At 38.7% G+C, this 14,416-nt stretch carries 18 protein-coding genes; 2 read left to right on the plus strand and 16 right to left on the minus strand.

Translation table 11 applies throughout. The features are described 5' to 3' along the window. Positions 1-108 precede the first annotated feature (108 nt). The 8 genes from ABE613_RS08155 to ABE613_RS08190 form a co-directional block, all read right to left on the minus strand. On the minus strand, positions 109-288 hold the full coding sequence (locus tag ABE613_RS08155; protein ID WP_008705291.1) for a hypothetical protein: 180 nt from the start codon (positions 286-288) through the stop codon (positions 109-111). A 49-nt stretch (positions 289-337) separates the two neighbouring features. Then, positions 338-1,795, minus strand: a complete 1,458-nt coding sequence (locus tag ABE613_RS08160) for an AlbA family DNA-binding domain-containing protein (RefSeq protein WP_161234127.1) — start codon at positions 1,793-1,795, stop codon at positions 338-340. 139 nt (positions 1,796-1,934) lie between these two features. Continuing rightward, positions 1,935-2,321, minus strand: a complete 387-nt coding sequence (locus tag ABE613_RS08165) for a helix-turn-helix domain-containing protein (RefSeq protein WP_044924454.1) — start codon at positions 2,319-2,321, stop codon at positions 1,935-1,937. A 189-nt stretch (positions 2,322-2,510) separates the two neighbouring features. Further along, complete coding sequence (locus tag ABE613_RS08170) at positions 2,511-3,284, minus strand: NifB/NifX family molybdenum-iron cluster-binding protein (RefSeq protein WP_347376130.1); 774 nt, start codon at positions 3,282-3,284, stop codon at positions 2,511-2,513. Between the two features lie 98 nt (positions 3,285-3,382). After that, the gene (locus ABE613_RS08175) at positions 3,383-3,967 is read right to left on the minus strand and encodes a 4Fe-4S binding protein (protein WP_055195153.1); all 585 of its coding nucleotides are present in this window, start codon (positions 3,965-3,967) and stop codon (positions 3,383-3,385) included. After that, positions 3,964-4,164: a 4Fe-4S binding protein gene (locus tag ABE613_RS08180; protein WP_222891075.1), complete on the minus strand. Its 201-nt coding sequence runs from the start codon at positions 4,162-4,164 to the stop codon at positions 3,964-3,966. The genes ABE613_RS08175 and ABE613_RS08180 overlap by 4 nt, the downstream gene beginning before the upstream one ends. 119 nt (positions 4,165-4,283) lie before the next feature. Beyond that, positions 4,284-4,610 (minus strand): hypothetical protein, encoded by a 327-nt coding sequence (locus ABE613_RS08185; protein WP_243874112.1) that lies wholly within the window; start codon positions 4,608-4,610, stop codon positions 4,284-4,286. Positions 4,611-4,689: 79 nt separating this feature from the next. Continuing rightward, complete coding sequence (locus ABE613_RS08190) at positions 4,690-5,610, minus strand: response regulator (protein ID WP_055257524.1); 921 nt, start codon at positions 5,608-5,610, stop codon at positions 4,690-4,692. A gap of 134 nt (positions 5,611-5,744) precedes the next feature. Between ABE613_RS08190 and ABE613_RS08195 the strand changes: the two genes are divergently transcribed. Then, entirely contained in the window at positions 5,745-6,404 is a 660-nt protein-coding gene (locus ABE613_RS08195) for a Crp/Fnr family transcriptional regulator (RefSeq protein WP_227036148.1), read from the plus strand. 117 nt (positions 6,405-6,521) lie between these two features. Here ABE613_RS08195 and ABE613_RS08200 read toward each other — a convergent pair whose 3' ends face one another. From ABE613_RS08200 to dinB, 8 genes are all read right to left on the minus strand, one after another. Next, positions 6,522-8,213 carry an FAD-dependent oxidoreductase gene (locus ABE613_RS08200; protein WP_055054208.1) on the minus strand — a complete coding sequence of 564 codons (1,692 nt, stop codon included), beginning with the start codon at positions 8,211-8,213 and terminating at the stop codon, positions 6,522-6,524. 1 nt (position 8,214) lies between these two features. After that, positions 8,215-8,535 (minus strand): rhodanese-like domain-containing protein, encoded by a 321-nt coding sequence (locus ABE613_RS08205; protein ID WP_055054209.1) that lies wholly within the window; start codon positions 8,533-8,535, stop codon positions 8,215-8,217. A gap of 12 nt (positions 8,536-8,547) precedes the next feature. Continuing rightward, entirely contained in the window at positions 8,548-8,853 is a 306-nt protein-coding gene (gene trxA, locus ABE613_RS08210; protein WP_055054210.1) for a thioredoxin, read from the minus strand. A gap of 105 nt (positions 8,854-8,958) precedes the next feature. Further along, positions 8,959-9,519: a sigma factor-like helix-turn-helix DNA-binding protein gene (locus ABE613_RS08215; protein ID WP_165484114.1), complete on the minus strand. Its 561-nt coding sequence runs from the start codon at positions 9,517-9,519 to the stop codon at positions 8,959-8,961. A 327-nt stretch (positions 9,520-9,846) separates the two neighbouring features. Further along, entirely contained in the window at positions 9,847-10,392 is a 546-nt protein-coding gene (locus ABE613_RS08220; protein WP_026650125.1) for a hypothetical protein, read from the minus strand. 396 nt (positions 10,393-10,788) lie between these two features. Next, a complete protein-coding gene (locus tag ABE613_RS08225; RefSeq protein WP_273589262.1) occupies positions 10,789-12,087 on the minus strand; it encodes an IS4 family transposase in 1,299 nt (432 codons plus the stop codon). A gap of 144 nt (positions 12,088-12,231) precedes the next feature. Next, positions 12,232-12,471 carry a hypothetical protein gene (locus ABE613_RS08230; RefSeq protein WP_026650126.1) on the minus strand — a complete coding sequence of 80 codons (240 nt, stop codon included), beginning with the start codon at positions 12,469-12,471 and terminating at the stop codon, positions 12,232-12,234. Positions 12,472-12,491: 20 nt separating this feature from the next. Then, positions 12,492-13,736: a DNA polymerase IV gene (gene dinB, locus ABE613_RS08235; RefSeq protein ID WP_055054212.1), complete on the minus strand. Its 1,245-nt coding sequence runs from the start codon at positions 13,734-13,736 to the stop codon at positions 12,492-12,494. Between the two features lie 193 nt (positions 13,737-13,929). Between dinB and ABE613_RS08240 the strand changes: the two genes are divergently transcribed. Further along, positions 13,930-14,382 (plus strand): helix-turn-helix domain-containing protein, encoded by a 453-nt coding sequence (locus ABE613_RS08240; RefSeq protein ID WP_055054213.1) that lies wholly within the window; start codon positions 13,930-13,932, stop codon positions 14,380-14,382. Positions 14,383-14,416 lie beyond the last annotated feature (34 nt).

A 14,416-nucleotide genomic window follows, 5' to 3' on the forward strand; every position in this document is an offset into this window, starting at 1 on the left:
TTCATGACACGCAAAGGCTGTTATTAGAGGTTTATATTTCGAACGTGCGTTCTGTTTTTGTGTTTTTCGCACCGCTTATGAAGAAATAAACTCCAAAATAACTCCATTTTACTCTTTATTATTTTGTTGTTCTTCTCTTGCGTAAAGAATGTCCAACGCCTGGAATATTACATTACTCATAGTCTGATAATGTCTCTCTGCATAAGATACTAGCTTTTCTTTTTGCTCTGGTGACATCCTAATTCTCAGACTAGAATCTTTGCCGTCTAATGATGGTTTTCTAGGCATCTTTCTCTCCTCCTTACATTTCATAGTTTAACACGAATTGATACAAGTGTCAATCTCGTTTTGTTAATATCACCCATTTCCCTTTTTGGCTACTTCCCTGCCTCTTCAGATAATTCTTTTCCTTCAATTTGGTTATATAATACTTCACACTAGCAAGATTCCAATCTAACGCATTAGCCATTTCTTTCTGCGTGATTGAAGGTTGCATACGTACAAGATTCAGAATTTCTATTTCTTTCTCACTCAGTACATTTTCATCTTCCACTTGGTCTAATCTCTCTAAATCTTGGTTAGCTTGGTTAGTAGCTTGGTTAGCTTGGTTAGTAGCTTGGTTAGCTTGGTCAGTTATTGGATTGACTCGGAACAACTCTACCCGAAACATATTATCAAATTCCTGAAATCTCGGCTTTGGAAGTCCATACTCTTCTGCAGCATTAAGGATTCTTTTTATTCCGCTTCCCCATGCCTCTACAAGTCCCATCTGACTGAATATATTGGCAATGCCTTTATTCCTGATCTTCGAATGACCATTCATGACTTCCTCATAAGTTAATCCGTTATATAATCCACCCGGAGATGTCACCTCCAATCTGTCATCATAAACTGCGACCTGAATACAGGATTCATCTAATAGGTTACGGTGACAATGGGCATTAATAATCATTTCCCTGATTGCTTCCGGTGGTAACTCATATTTCTCTTTTCGCACCAATCCGTCAATTGTTGCTCCAAGCCGAATATTTCTCAATACAAAATCTACTGCTTCTTCGATTTGTGTATAGATTGGTCCTGTAAATTCTCTCTTATCCAGAAACATTGCACGATCTGTTCCCTTGAATACCGCACATTGTGTTTTGGAGAATGAAAAATAATCTGATGTCAGCAACGCATAGGCATTCGTTGCCAGAAGCTGTCCCTCGCTCTGCTTCAAAATTTTCCAGTTTATCAGCTGCTCTTTCTTTACAGAATGTTCTGACATTCCTGCTTTCTTCCGGAACTTTTCAATATCCTGACAAAGTTTCTCTGTTGCTTCCTCTGAAACAGGATAACCCACACAAGTAAGCTCATCCCATGAGATTCTGGCCCCTTCCATTTCCAGTTCTTTTATCTTCTCCGGAAATGCCTGTCTTGATGTACCTGCTACACGGATATAAGTGCCATTATCTTTTCCCTTTGATTTTAGATAATACGGTCTGTTCTTTCCAGCTTCTACTGATACAACAATGACCGTTTTCCCGTCTACTGTCTGTGGCTCAATATCAGGAATGATCTGTGGCACACAGGAATCAGAAACTGCATTGGCAATTCCATCCATCAGCTGAAACAACACATCATTTTCCACACCAACAATCTGGTGTGTTTTATCATCTACTCCAACAATCAGCTTGCCACCTTGTGTATTGGCAAAAGCTACGATTGTCTTCATGTACTTTTCACTTTTATCAGGTAAGGATACCTTGTACTCAATATTTTTCGATTCCCCGGAAAACATAGTATCTTCTACCATTCTTTCACTCCTACTCTATACTCGCACCACTGGTACGAATAATTCTATTTCCAGAGCAATCTTCTCTGGATCATTAACACTATTATACGTTCTATTCTTCTTTTCTATCAAGCAAGAAAACAAAACAGTTCATTTCTTCTTACCATTTTCTTCTGTTCTTTTTTGATGCCAGATAAAGTCTCGTCATCTCATCCATGAAAATAGTTTTGTCCTCATTGGTCATAGTTCCACTGGCAAATAAAGCAGCTACCTGTTCAAGAATCTGCCTTGCCTGTTTAGCACCAGCATATTCACTTGGCTCATCATTACCCAAGCACACGGTTTCATTATCATTCATAAGATAAGAAACCTGACACTGAAATGCATCTGCCAGTTTTTGATATAAACTACTCTGCTTCGGATATCGTCCTTCAACTTCCCAAGATCGAATTGTTCTATGAGAAACGCCCACCATATCACCCAGCTTTTGTTGAGTCATTTTTTTCTCTTTTCGCAACTTCCTAATTTTATCACCAAATGTTGTCATAAGTATACATCTTTCTCCTATGAGTTTTGTACATGCTTTATTTTTCTAACCACAATAAAAGTATATCATTATGCAAATAAAAAGAGAACCCGACATCACAAGCAAATTTGATGATGCGGGTTCCCTTCCCTCTTTATAGATCAATACCTTTTATTTTTTCATCTTATGATCCGATGGCAATCTCACTTCTTAATGACAACTGTGGCTTCCACATCCATGCTCGCCACATGTATGTCCTTCCCCGTGGTTGTGCTCGTGATGAGAACATTTCACATCCGGATTATACTCAAGTGTTTCATTGATAAAAGCTTCTACTGCTTCATCCGCATCTCCGGAAACTCCTCCGAAAAGCTTGATGCCTGCTGCCGCTAACGCTGTCTGTGCGCCGCTTCCAATTCCGCCACAAATCAAAACGTCTGCATTCAATGCATTAAGAACTCCTGCCAATGCGCCATGTCCACTTCCATTCGTATCTACTACTTCTGAATGTACTACTTTTCCTTCCTCTACATCGTAAATCTTAAATGTCTCTGTGTGTCCAAAGTGCTGGAAAATCTGTCCATTTTCATATGTTACTGCTATTCTCATGATACCTTCTCCTTTTTCTGCTGCATATTTTTTGTAAATTTCCTGTTTGTAACATCCTCCAAAGCTGCAGTTGCCGCTCTGACCGTCACAGATTCTGAAATCTCCGCCCTCAATTTTGAGTGGATGCCCGTCGATAAGTGCATCTGCGATCTTTTTCCTGGCGATCTCGTAAATTCGCTGGACCGTTGTTCTTGCGACTTGCATAGATGCTGCACACTGCTCCTGACTGTAACCTTTCTTGTCCAAAAGACGGATTGTCTCGTACTCATCTACCGTTAGAACAATGGGTGTTTTTTTCTCAGTATCATCTGCCGGAAGAAATTCTAAAACATTGGGGAAATGACAGACTTTTCTGCATTTTACTGGTCTCGGCATAAACTGCTCCTTTCTCGCTTTTCCTATATAATAGCCCTATAAAAGGCATATGTCAATAATGTTTTTGACATATGCCTTTTATGAATCACCTTATAGTATTACTTCTTTTCATTATTTTTTAATTTACAGATACCCTGCGTCATTGTTCCCATTGGACAAAATGTACACCAGGTTCGTGGCTTATATAACACCATTACGATCAACCCTAACAACAAAGATGTAAGCATCAAACTATAAAATCCAAAACTAAACTGTGCCACCCAATCAGCTACTGTTCCGGCAGTGTATGTCCATCCCCACGGAACACGGAAGGTCCAGAATAATTTGATGGCTTCACGCAAGGATGATGATCCGGCACCAACTAAATATGTCTGAAATACCATATTCCCAAACATTGTAAGGAAAAATATCAAAAAGCCGTATCGGAACCATTTTGAACTCATCCATCGCGGGGTTGGTTTATTTCTTGAGCATTTTAAATCCCCACCGAGCTTACTAAAAAGCTGGCCACGTCCACACAAATGATTACAGAAAAATTTATTTTCACCGAATATCGCTATTCCTAACGGCAACAGGAAATCAATCATCCCAAACCAAGCAAACAAAATATTAAAAAAACCGAGAGCAAAATAAAGGATCGCCCATATCCATAAATAATCATACCAATGTTTCTTTTTCTTCACATCGCTGTCCTCTCTTTCATTTCAATACAACCTGCCGGACAGGACTTTGCACATTTTCCACATCCTACACACACTGTTTCTTCTACCACAGCATAACATCCATGGTAAACTTTGACAGCTGCCAGCGGACAAGTATTTTCACATACTCCGCAGGCAACACATCTTTTTTTATCGACACTTGCCATTCTTTTTGCCAATGCTTTGTTCCCCTTTCAAATTTTGTATCTCTATTGTACCTGAAAAAGGTAAATCCTTCTGTGATATTATTACATAAGAATTTACCTTGAACGCTAATCATTACAATGACATATTTTTATTATACATTACCTTTATATTTATATATGATGTTTAGAATTTCCTCAGTTGTTCGAATAATTTCTTTTTGTTTTTCTTTCATTGTTATAGATTTGCTTTCTTCTTCAGCTAACGAAGAGTAAAGGTGAATGGTATTAGCATGATTCCATATCTCATCGCAAATTTTCTCGATTTCATCAGCACTCCGAAATGCCTGGTCTGTTTGCATTTGCAAGTGTTCTCGTTGCTCTTCCAGATGATTCATCCGTTCTTGTAACTGATCCCTTTCTTTCTGCAATCGATCATGTTGTGCTTGCAGTTGATCTATTTGTATTTTAATTTCACTCATCTTTTCTTTCTGTCTCCGCATAAGCATCATCAAATATACAATTACAAATAATAGTATTATGTACAGCATAAACTTCTCCTCACGACACATATATTTCGACGGTTTTCCGCAAATCAACTATTGATAATGGCATAGAAAGAACAGTTAGTTTTCCTGAATTCTTTTTAATTTCAACAGCATCAGGATTGCCTGTGATTAAAATTACAGGTGTTGTCCTGTCCGCACGCCATGGCTGATTCGGTTGGCTCGTCATATCTTCGGTAACAATCCAAAGATCCGGCTTATGTCTGTCTAATTTTGTTTTAGCGCTTTCCGGTGTATAAAACAGCATGATCTGCTCTGAAATAAACTGCAATGCTTCTTTTAATCCTTTTGCATAACGTTCACTGCCACAGACCAGCGCAATAATAGAAGCAGCTTTCTTTTTTTGTGTTACCTGAATAAAATCCAAAACTGGTGTATTATAGAGACTAAAGTCTTTTTCCAAATGAACTTTATCATAATAACTCTTTGCTGCCTTGCACATCCTCAGACAAAACTGTTCTATGTCTATACGAATATCGTTTCCGTTCTCCTGTATGTTCATACTGTCCAACTGACAAACTGACATTCCACAGTTTAGTCCAAGATGAAAGCGTATATTATTTTCATCATTCAAAAATCCTTTATTTTGATGAAGATATTCACATCGAAGCTGCCAACAGCGTTCTCCGCAAATATATGGCTTTTCATCGAATTGAGATAGTTTAAAGTAGTCCCCTGCATATTCATCAAACCAGCGAATATACTGGGTTCCCACATCACGGGTCGGATTCTTTTTCCGATCCAGCATAACCCGGCCATCTCGATAATGTTTAACAATTTCCGGGAAAGCAATACCTCCGCAAATATCTGGCAAAGTCAATGCCAATGCCAGTGCAGACTGCCATCGTCTATCTACAATATTCAGTTCTACTTCTTCGATTCGGTCCAAAAATGTAAAACTGACATCTCCCTGCATTATTTATCCCTCCCTCATATTCACAACAGTCATGTACTATAGTCAGTATATTTTTATTTATGGCATATGTCAATTATGTAATTGACGCATCTTAAAAAAGTAAGTATACTATGTTCGTAAAGGAGATAACTGTTATGAGCTTCGAAAATTATTTTCCACTATGGAATGACTTAAATACAGTACAGAAAAAAGTAATTTCAGACAATTTGATTACACGGGATGTAAAAAAAGGAACGATCATTCACAACGGAAACCTGGATTGTACTGGATTATTACTGGTTAAATCCGGGCAGCTTCGAACTTACATACTTTCAGATGAAGGACGGGAAATTACACTTTACCGTTTGTTCGATATGGATATGTGTCTTTTATCCGCCTCATGTATCATGCAGTCCATTCAATTTGAAGTAACCATTGAAGCAGAAAAAGATACTGATCTTTGGATCATCCCTGCTGAAATCTATAAGGACATCATGAAGGAATCGGCTCCCGTCGCAAACTATACCAATGAGTTAATGGCTACCCGTTTTTCTGATGTCATGTGGCTGATTGAACAGATCATGTGGAAGAGTTTGGATAAGCGAGTTGCTTCATTTCTTTTAGAAGAGACCTCTATCGAAGAAACAAATGAATTAAAAATTACTCACGAAACTATCGCCAACCATCTTGGTTCCCACAGGGAAGTTATCACTCGAATGCTTCGATACTTTCAAGGCGAAGGTCTCGTCAAACTCTCACGCGGCAAAATCACCATCCTTGATTCGAAAAAACTGGAAACACTACAAAGATCATAAACCTGTTTTTCTATAACATCTAAAGAATCCTCCATTTATCAGAATTATGAAAGTCATTCTAATAAATGGGGGAATCCTTTTATACTACGTGAAAATCGTAAAATATTTTGTTTATTTCTAATAATCCATACCACATACATATGACCTTTCGATCAGTACACGGTCATTAACCACTACATCATAGAAGCGGAATCCGCCGGAGAAGTTGTATGTTTCATATCCATTTCCTTCCAGAATACGACTGGCAATATAACTTCGCAGCCCACTCTGGCATATCAGATAAACAGGCTTTCCTTTCTCAATTTCATTGATGCGTTCCCTCAGTTCATCTACAGGAATATTTTTGAATCCATCCATATGCCCCCTGTTAAATTCACCTACAGTTCTCACATCCAGCAATACAACACTTTTATCTTTAGAAATCTTATCCATATCTTCCAGATGCCATTGTTTTAAGGTACCTTTTGCTATATTGTCTATCATGAATCCTGCCATATTTACAGGATCCTTGGCAGAGGAGTATGGCGGTGCATATGCAAGATCCAGATCTTTCAGCTGAGTTGCCTTCAGCCCTGCATGGATTGCTGTTGCAAGCACATCGATACGTTTATCAACGCCTTCATATCCTATAATCTGAGCACCAAGCAAGCGATACGTATCCTTTTCAAAAACCACCTTCATGGTCATCACTTTTCCACCTGGATAGTAACCGGCATGACTCATAGGAGAAAGAATTACTGTATCTACCTCTAATCCTGACTTTTTAGCATTTGTTTCATTGATACCTGTAGTGGCTGCTGTTATATCAAATACTTTGATAACGGAGCTTCCCTGACTGCCCAGATAACGGCTATCACCGCCGCAAATATTATCAGCAATGATCCTTCCCTGTTTATTGGCTGGTCCGGCCAAAGAGATCAGCGCATCATCACCCGTAACATAATGTTTTACCTGAACGGCATCACCTGCTGCATAAATATCCGGTACAGAAGTTTCCATTCTGTCATTCACTACAATACTTCCCTTGATGCCAAGTTCCAGACCAGCTTCTTTTGCTAATGCTGTGTCTGGTGTAACTCCGATTGCCAGCACCACCATATCAGCCTGAAGGGATGGATTATCTTTCAACAGAACCTCCACTCCGTTGTCTTTTTCTTTAAATCCTTCTACTGTATAGCCCAGTACCAGTTTTATCCCATACTTTCTCATTTCATTATGGATCATGGATGCCATATCCGGGTCAAAAGGGTTCATCAGCTGCTTAGGCCGCTGGACAATCGTAACATCCATGCCAAGCTCCCTCAAATTTTCTGCCAGTTCCAGACCAATAAAACCGCCACCTGCCAATACAGCCGATTTTGGATGATTCTTATTTATATATTCCTTTATCCGAAAAGTGTCTTCTACAGTACGAAGTGTAAAAAGTTTATCAATACCTACTCCGGGAAGTCTTGGCTGTGTTGGCTTTGCCCCCGGAGAGAGGATCAGCTTATCATAGTTTTCTTCAAATATCTCATCATTCTCTAAATTTTTCACTGAAACCGTTTTACGTTCCGGATGTATGGAAATAACTTCATGATGAATTTTCATGTTAATACGGAAGCGTTTAAAAAAACTCTCTGGTGTCTGTAGTGTAAGTTCTTCCGGGTCTGTGATCACGTCTCCAATATAATATGGAAGCCCACAATTCGCATAGGATATGTATCCAGATCTTTCAAACACAGTAATTTCTGCATGTTCATCCAATCTTCGTATTCTTGCTGCAGCTGTAGCTCCTCCGGCTACACCGCCTACGATTATTACCTTCATCTTATTTTTCCACCTTTCCTGAATAAGCAGCAATGCCACCAATATTATTTACTTTAGAATATCCCATTCGTTGCAACATCCCAGTTGCTTGACGACTTCGGGCTCCGGAATAACAGTATACAAACAGCGGTATTTCTGTATTCTTCACTACTGAAACAATATTGTTAAGTTGTTGTAACGGCACATTTTTACTTTCTGGTATATGCCCTTCCTGATATTCCTGCGGAGTACGTACATCCAGCAGAACTGCACCGGCAGTCCTTTTATATTCCTCTATTCCTTGATTAATATTCGCCTGTTTAAAGAAATCAAAAAAGCCCATTAGCGCACCTCCTTAAAGCATTTCTAAAATCGCATTCTTAGGTCTCGCCCCTGAAACCTGCTGTACAATCTTCCCATTCTTCATAACCACTAAAGTCGGAATGCTCATAATACTGAACTTATTTGCCAGTTCAGGCTCTTCATCTACATTAATCTTTCCAACTTTAATATCTCTACGCTCACTTGCAATCTCCTCTACAATAGGTACTACCATGCGGCAAGGAGCACACCAAGGAGCCCAAAAGTCTAAAAGAACGGTTTTCTCGGAATCCATTATTTCATTCTGAAAATTATTTTTATTGATATTAATAGCAGACATTTTACAGTCCTCCTCGTTTTTTCTTTTATGGCTTTATTATAATCTGAATTTTATTTGTTTTCTGTGATATCATCACATTATTATCATGATTTGTTTTTTAAGAATTTATTTTTTCATCTTATGATCTGATGGCAGTCTCACTTCTCCGGTCCTTTTCTTCATAATAGAATTCTGCGTCTCCATCTGTGTTGGAATATAATCGCTTTCCTGCAGAAATGCACCTGCCGCCTCAGCATATGATTCATATCCAGCTGCTTTCATTCTCTTTAACATTTTTGCCAAAGCACTGTTCTTGTCTCTACTCACCTGACGTGTGCTGATGCCCAGTTCCGCTGCTGTTTCCTTAACTTGTTTTCCCATAATAAAATAATCGCTCACGATTTTCTTTTCCTTCTCTGTCAGATCACTGAAGAGTTCTTTGAAGAAGATCTCTGTTGTGATATCTGATGCAATGTCACGTCCATCATCTGCGATAAAGTCTGTCGCACAACTGTTTTCTGATTCTAATCCACAAAATAATACTGTATTATTTCTCTGATGCTGCTGATCGAACATATAATGTTCCTTATTATAAGAAATATTAAGAACTTCCAGCTCTTCTGCTGTAATATTAGCGTATTTCACCTTCTGATATCTGTCGTAAAATGTGTATTTTCTTTCTTCCATGATTGTTCCTCCGATTTGTCGTTTTTGTTGATTTGTGACAAATCGGAAATCATGGATATCTGGCATAATGTCTGCCTCTTCCCTGCATCTTGATATGCTCTTCCTTTCCGGCATCTACCTGTTAAAAAGGAAGCTTTTTCAAATCTGCAACCTGTTTTTTGGGTATAAAAAAAGGCCATGCCCTTCCGGGCACAGCCTGACGCCTTAAAATTTGAGAAAAGAAAAACCTCCGCAAACATTACGTCTGCGAAGGTCTATTTCTCTCAGCATATCAATTCTAACATGCATGTATTTTCATTGTAATGCCATTCACATGCCAGTTTACTGTCAGTTCACTGCCACTTTACTCCCACTTTTCTTCCAGTTTATTTCCTCCATCTTATTCTGTATCTTTTCCGGACGTGTAAATGCCCAGAGCATTGTTGCATACAAACGGATTGCTTTCTTACGGTTTCGATAATAAGTGGTACTTGGCATATCATCCAGCATCAGCATCACATCTTCATTGGTATTTCCTGCTTCAAAATATCTATATTTCAAAAGCCGATAATACAGCTGTCCATTCTTCGGATAATCCCTCAAAGCTATCAGGGAATCTCTCATGATTTCCAGCAAACAGAGATTCATATCATTATTTAGAAGCTTTTCCTGGATTCTGCGTTTCTCTGCAGTCGCATCGAAATCTACCAGATCATATAACATTTCCTTCAGATGCTTCCCTTCTTCTGCATACATTTCATAATCTATATCCACAAGATTCTTCTCAATACGGAACATTACCTTGGTATACTGACTCAACAATAATTCCGTATTCTTATAAGCATCCTCTGCCACTTCTTCCATATTGATAAACATATCCTGTATTCTCTGCATAATTGTCCTCCTTCCCGACCGCTTCCGCAGCCAGACCAATCATTGTATTGTTTATTCCATTCACAGTCTGTCACTGTCCTAACATCTCTTCATGCAGATTCCGCAGAAATATCTGCTGTGGGATAGCTTCTATTTCTGGCTGACCGGCAACTGTATGATCTATTGAAAGCAATCGGTTCTCACGGGAAAGGATGTATCCCCGACTGCTGATGTTCTCATCGAATATCTATCTCTCCAAAGGGGGCCCTGATTCAGTAATGTCATTAACTTAAGAAAATTTCGATTATTGTAATAAGTGTTCAGATTAGCTTTCTTGAAAAATCACAAGATTTACGCATAACAAATAAACAAACCAAAAGTCTGCTTTTTGCCAGCTATATTCATTTGAATAATTTTTTATCCTATACGGTATGCGAAACTAACCCATCGTTTCTTTATTACTCGACGCTGATATTGTCGGTGTGGTCTTTGGGGCGATAGTTCTTTCTTAATCAGACCTTCAACATCTATCGTTACAAATGTCTGGCGCAGATAATGCCTGCATATTTGAATTGCCATTGTGTAGTTTAATTGGTATGTGTACTTACGGTTTCTTTCTTCCAGTATGATATTTGCTAAAATAATTTCACAAAAATTATACAGGATCAGTTTTGCGTAAATTTCCTGACAGATATATTCCACATTTTTAGAGTGAAGATTTGTCAGGCCAATCGTATATTTCAGCTCACGGAAAGAAGTTTCGATTCCCCATCGCATATGATAAAGTTCCTTGATCTTTTCAGGTGGGAATTCTTCTTTATCCAGGTTGCTGGCTATACATTCATAAACTCCATTTTCCAGCTGAAACTGTGTAAGTCTGAGATGAAGTGTATAAAACAAATTCTCAGAATCAAGAAAGTCAAATGGCGATGAATTTGAGAGATATTTATAACCTTTCGTTTTATAAAACTTTTGTTTACGGGTCATAATCAGTTCGATTTCTTCGTCAAATTCACAGGATACCGGCAAGGAAAGGCTTCCAGAAATGCTGCCTTTTTTCGAGGTATCTTTAATCCGGATTAGATAAAAGAGACCACGTTCCTGAATATTTGCAAAAATGTTATAAGTTTCGTATCCACGATCTGCCATAATGATAGTCTTCTGATTTGCGGTCAGCTTTTTAATCATTTCAATCATGGCAGAGGATTCATTTTCTTCATAAGGCTCCTGAATCAGAGCATCGACATATCGCCTGCTTTGGAGGTCATACAAGGCATTAAGATGCAGTTGATTAAAACCAAAAGTTCCTTCTTTACCAGAAAAATACGTGTGTGGATTTAGTGGATCACGAAATATATTCAAGTCAGAACCATCACAGGCAAGTAACTGATAGCCTTGGTATTTTTTGTTACATAATATCTGCTCATGAAATTTGTGAAATAAATGTTCCATGGTATCTGGTTTCAATTTGTTCCTTTGCTTTATGAAACCAGAACGGGTTATTTGATTCAGATCATAATTAAAATATTTATGTAATTCTGAGTTAAGTGAACCACCTTCCATAGTAAGTAGAAAGTTTATTGTCGAGGTAAAGTTCATCTTCCGATTTCTGGTAAAATCATGCCCGGGATTTTTGACGTAATCTTCTATCTGACTGGACATGCTGGAAATGGCAGCGTTGAGTTTGTTACGGACATAATCAGCGTAAAAGTTCATTAGCAATTCCTCCTAAAATGTATTTATTCAAGGAGGCTTCGCCACATTTTTTCTGACATTTGTCAAGACCTTTTTCTGTTTTATTTTATAAATTTTCTTAAGTTAATGACATTACCTGATTCAGGGCTCCCTTTTAGGGCACCGTTATTTACGTTCCATAAACCATTTATAATTTTCTTCATAAGTCAGATGACAGATTTTCCCGCCCACCTGACAGGTATAACGATATCCGGTTCCGCCAGCTTTTCGACTGGCACAACGCTCCGGTTTTGAAACCTTATCAATCGCATACTTACGTCCATCTTCCCAGACAAACGCTGTAGGGATCAATTCTCCTTCCCGGCTGAATACCGCCAGGACATCTACATACACTTTAGCTGTCATTACAAAACACCTGCTCTCTCCTATCCATGAAAATATGCTTGTGGATGAACCGTGTGTTCCTTAGCATTCAGCTGTGCCAGTATCTTATCCTGATACATAAATGCTCTCTGAATACTCTGATAACCAAATCTTCCACGGATCTCATCTGCCACCTGGTCCATCTTTTTGATTTTTTCTCTTTTTGTTTCATCCATAAATAAATCAAGCTGATAAGGCATCTCTTCAGACACCAGATCACATCCTCGAACACCAAGACTACGAATCGGATGTTCCCAGTTATAATTTTTCTGAAATAACTCAAATGCAGTTCTGGCAATTTCTTCTGTAAGATTACTTGCCCTGTCCAACTTGCACTGTCTCGTGAAATGGTACAGTCCATTATCCCGAATCGAGATTTCTACTGTCCTGCATTGAAAACCATTTTCACGCAACCTGGCTCCTACACTTTCTGAAAGCGCCATCAAAATAATCTTCACATCCAATTCACTAACAAGATCTCTTGGTGTTGTTGTGCTGTTCCCGATAGATTTGATTGGTGCTCTATATCCTTCTACTGAAACTGGAGTCTTATCCCATCCATTTGCAAAGGTATGAAGTACCAATCCCATCTTTCCAAGATATGTTTCTAATATAGAAGGTTCTGCCCCTGCCAGATCGCCAATCGTACAAATGCCAAGTTTCTTCATCGTCCGTTCAGTGCTTCTTCCAACCATGAGTAAATCTCCTACTGGAAGTTTCCATGCAATATCCTTGTAATTGTCTTTGGAAAACTCTGTAATGGCATCCGGCTTTTTATAATCAGAACCGAGCTTTGCAAATATCTTATTCCAGGAAACACCAATACTTACGGTAACACCCAGTTCATATTTAATCCGACTGCTGATCTCTTTTGCAATCTTCATTCCATCTCCCTTGATAGAAGTACTGGCGGTCACATCCAGCCAGCTTTCATCAATCCCAAATGGTTCTCTCTGATCTGTGTATTCACTGTAAATCTCCTGTGCCATTCTGGAAAACCTCAAATAAAGATCCATGCGAGGCGGTACAAAAATTATTTCCGGGCAAACCTGCCTTGCCTGCCACAATGCCATACCTGTTTTTACTCCGGCTCGCTTTGCAATATAATTCGCAGTCAGCACAATTCCATGTCTTGCTTCCGGATCGCCCCCAACTGCCATCGGCTTTCCGGCAAGTTCCGGATGATGCAGCATCTCAACACTTGCGTAAAAGCAATTCATATCTGAATGAAGAATTGTCCTGCTCATAACATTCACCTACCAGTCTAAAAATCGTAATAAAACTTCTTTGCTTCATATTGACTTTGTGAAGTTTTTGAATTATAATTTCTACTAACTTCACGAACGTTTGTTTGTATTCTATACGTGATAATGAACTCTGTCAATAGTTTTTATGAAGTTGATGAAGTTACGATTTCAAAAACTTGGAAAGGATCCCACTATGAATTTTTCAGACAAGATTAAATTTCAACGAGAACAAAATCATCTGACACAGAAAGAACTTGCAGAACTGGTCGGCGTATCCCAGCGTGCAATCGCAGCTTATGAAAGTTCCGGCACAATCGCACGAATCTCTACTATGAGAAAGCTCGCTCATGCATTAAATGTCTCTTATGATTATTTAAAACATGATGAGATCACAGATCCTTCTTATGGAATTGAAAAAATGGATTATATTGATGAAGTCAATGGACAGCTTGGTGAAAAAGGTGCCAGGGACATCAATGAGATTCTCGAAGCCAACCGTGCTCTTTTTGCTGGTGGCGAACTCGATGAAGAAGCAAAAGATGCTTTCTATCAGGCTGTAACCAAAGCATATCTTTCCTGTAAGATGGAAGCTAAAAAGACATTTGGACGGAAAAAGAAAAACACTGAAACGGAAAGGGATTCATAGGTGTCCGTATTTTCGTACAGCACTTTTGCTACTC

The sequence above is a fragment of the Dorea chungnamensis genome, assembly GCF_039832125.1.
Taxonomy (GTDB): Bacteria; Bacillota; Clostridia; order Lachnospirales; family Lachnospiraceae; genus JAFBIX01.

Coding starts and splice junctions, on each gene's coding strand:
- ABE613_RS08205 (WP_055054209.1), bottom strand. CDS start 8,535: ATGGGCTTTTTTGATTTCTTTAAACAGGCGAATATTAATCAAGGAATA.
- ABE613_RS08230 (WP_026650126.1), bottom strand. CDS start 12,471: ATGACAGCTAAAGTGTATGTAGATGTCCTGGCGGTATTCAGCCGGGAA.
- ABE613_RS08200 (WP_055054208.1), bottom strand. CDS start 8,213: ATGAAGGTAATAATCGTAGGCGGTGTAGCCGGAGGAGCTACAGCTGCA.
- ABE613_RS08195 (WP_227036148.1), top strand. CDS start 5,745: ATGAGCTTCGAAAATTATTTTCCACTATGGAATGACTTAAATACAGTA.
- ABE613_RS08160 (WP_161234127.1), bottom strand. CDS start 1,795: ATGGTAGAAGATACTATGTTTTCCGGGGAATCGAAAAATATTGAGTAC.
- ABE613_RS08185 (WP_243874112.1), bottom strand. CDS start 4,610: ATGAGTGAAATTAAAATACAAATAGATCAACTGCAAGCACAACATGAT.
- ABE613_RS08165 (WP_044924454.1), bottom strand. CDS start 2,321: ATGACAACATTTGGTGATAAAATTAGGAAGTTGCGAAAAGAGAAAAAA.
- ABE613_RS08240 (WP_055054213.1), top strand. CDS start 13,930: ATGAATTTTTCAGACAAGATTAAATTTCAACGAGAACAAAATCATCTG.
- ABE613_RS08190 (WP_055257524.1), bottom strand. CDS start 5,610: ATGCAGGGAGATGTCAGTTTTACATTTTTGGACCGAATCGAAGAAGTA.
- ABE613_RS08220 (WP_026650125.1), bottom strand. CDS start 10,392: ATGCAGAGAATACAGGATATGTTTATCAATATGGAAGAAGTGGCAGAG.
- ABE613_RS08155 (WP_008705291.1), bottom strand. CDS start 288: ATGCCTAGAAAACCATCATTAGACGGCAAAGATTCTAGTCTGAGAATT.
- trxA (WP_055054210.1), bottom strand. CDS start 8,853: ATGTCTGCTATTAATATCAATAAAAATAATTTTCAGAATGAAATAATG.
- ABE613_RS08215 (WP_165484114.1), bottom strand. CDS start 9,519: ATGGAAGAAAGAAAATACACATTTTACGACAGATATCAGAAGGTGAAA.
- ABE613_RS08225 (WP_273589262.1), bottom strand. CDS start 12,087: ATGAACTTTTACGCTGATTATGTCCGTAACAAACTCAACGCTGCCATT.
- dinB (WP_055054212.1), bottom strand. CDS start 13,736: ATGAGCAGGACAATTCTTCATTCAGATATGAATTGCTTTTACGCAAGT.
- ABE613_RS08170 (WP_347376130.1), bottom strand. CDS start 3,284: ATGCCGAGACCAGTAAAATGCAGAAAAGTCTGTCATTTCCCCAATGTT.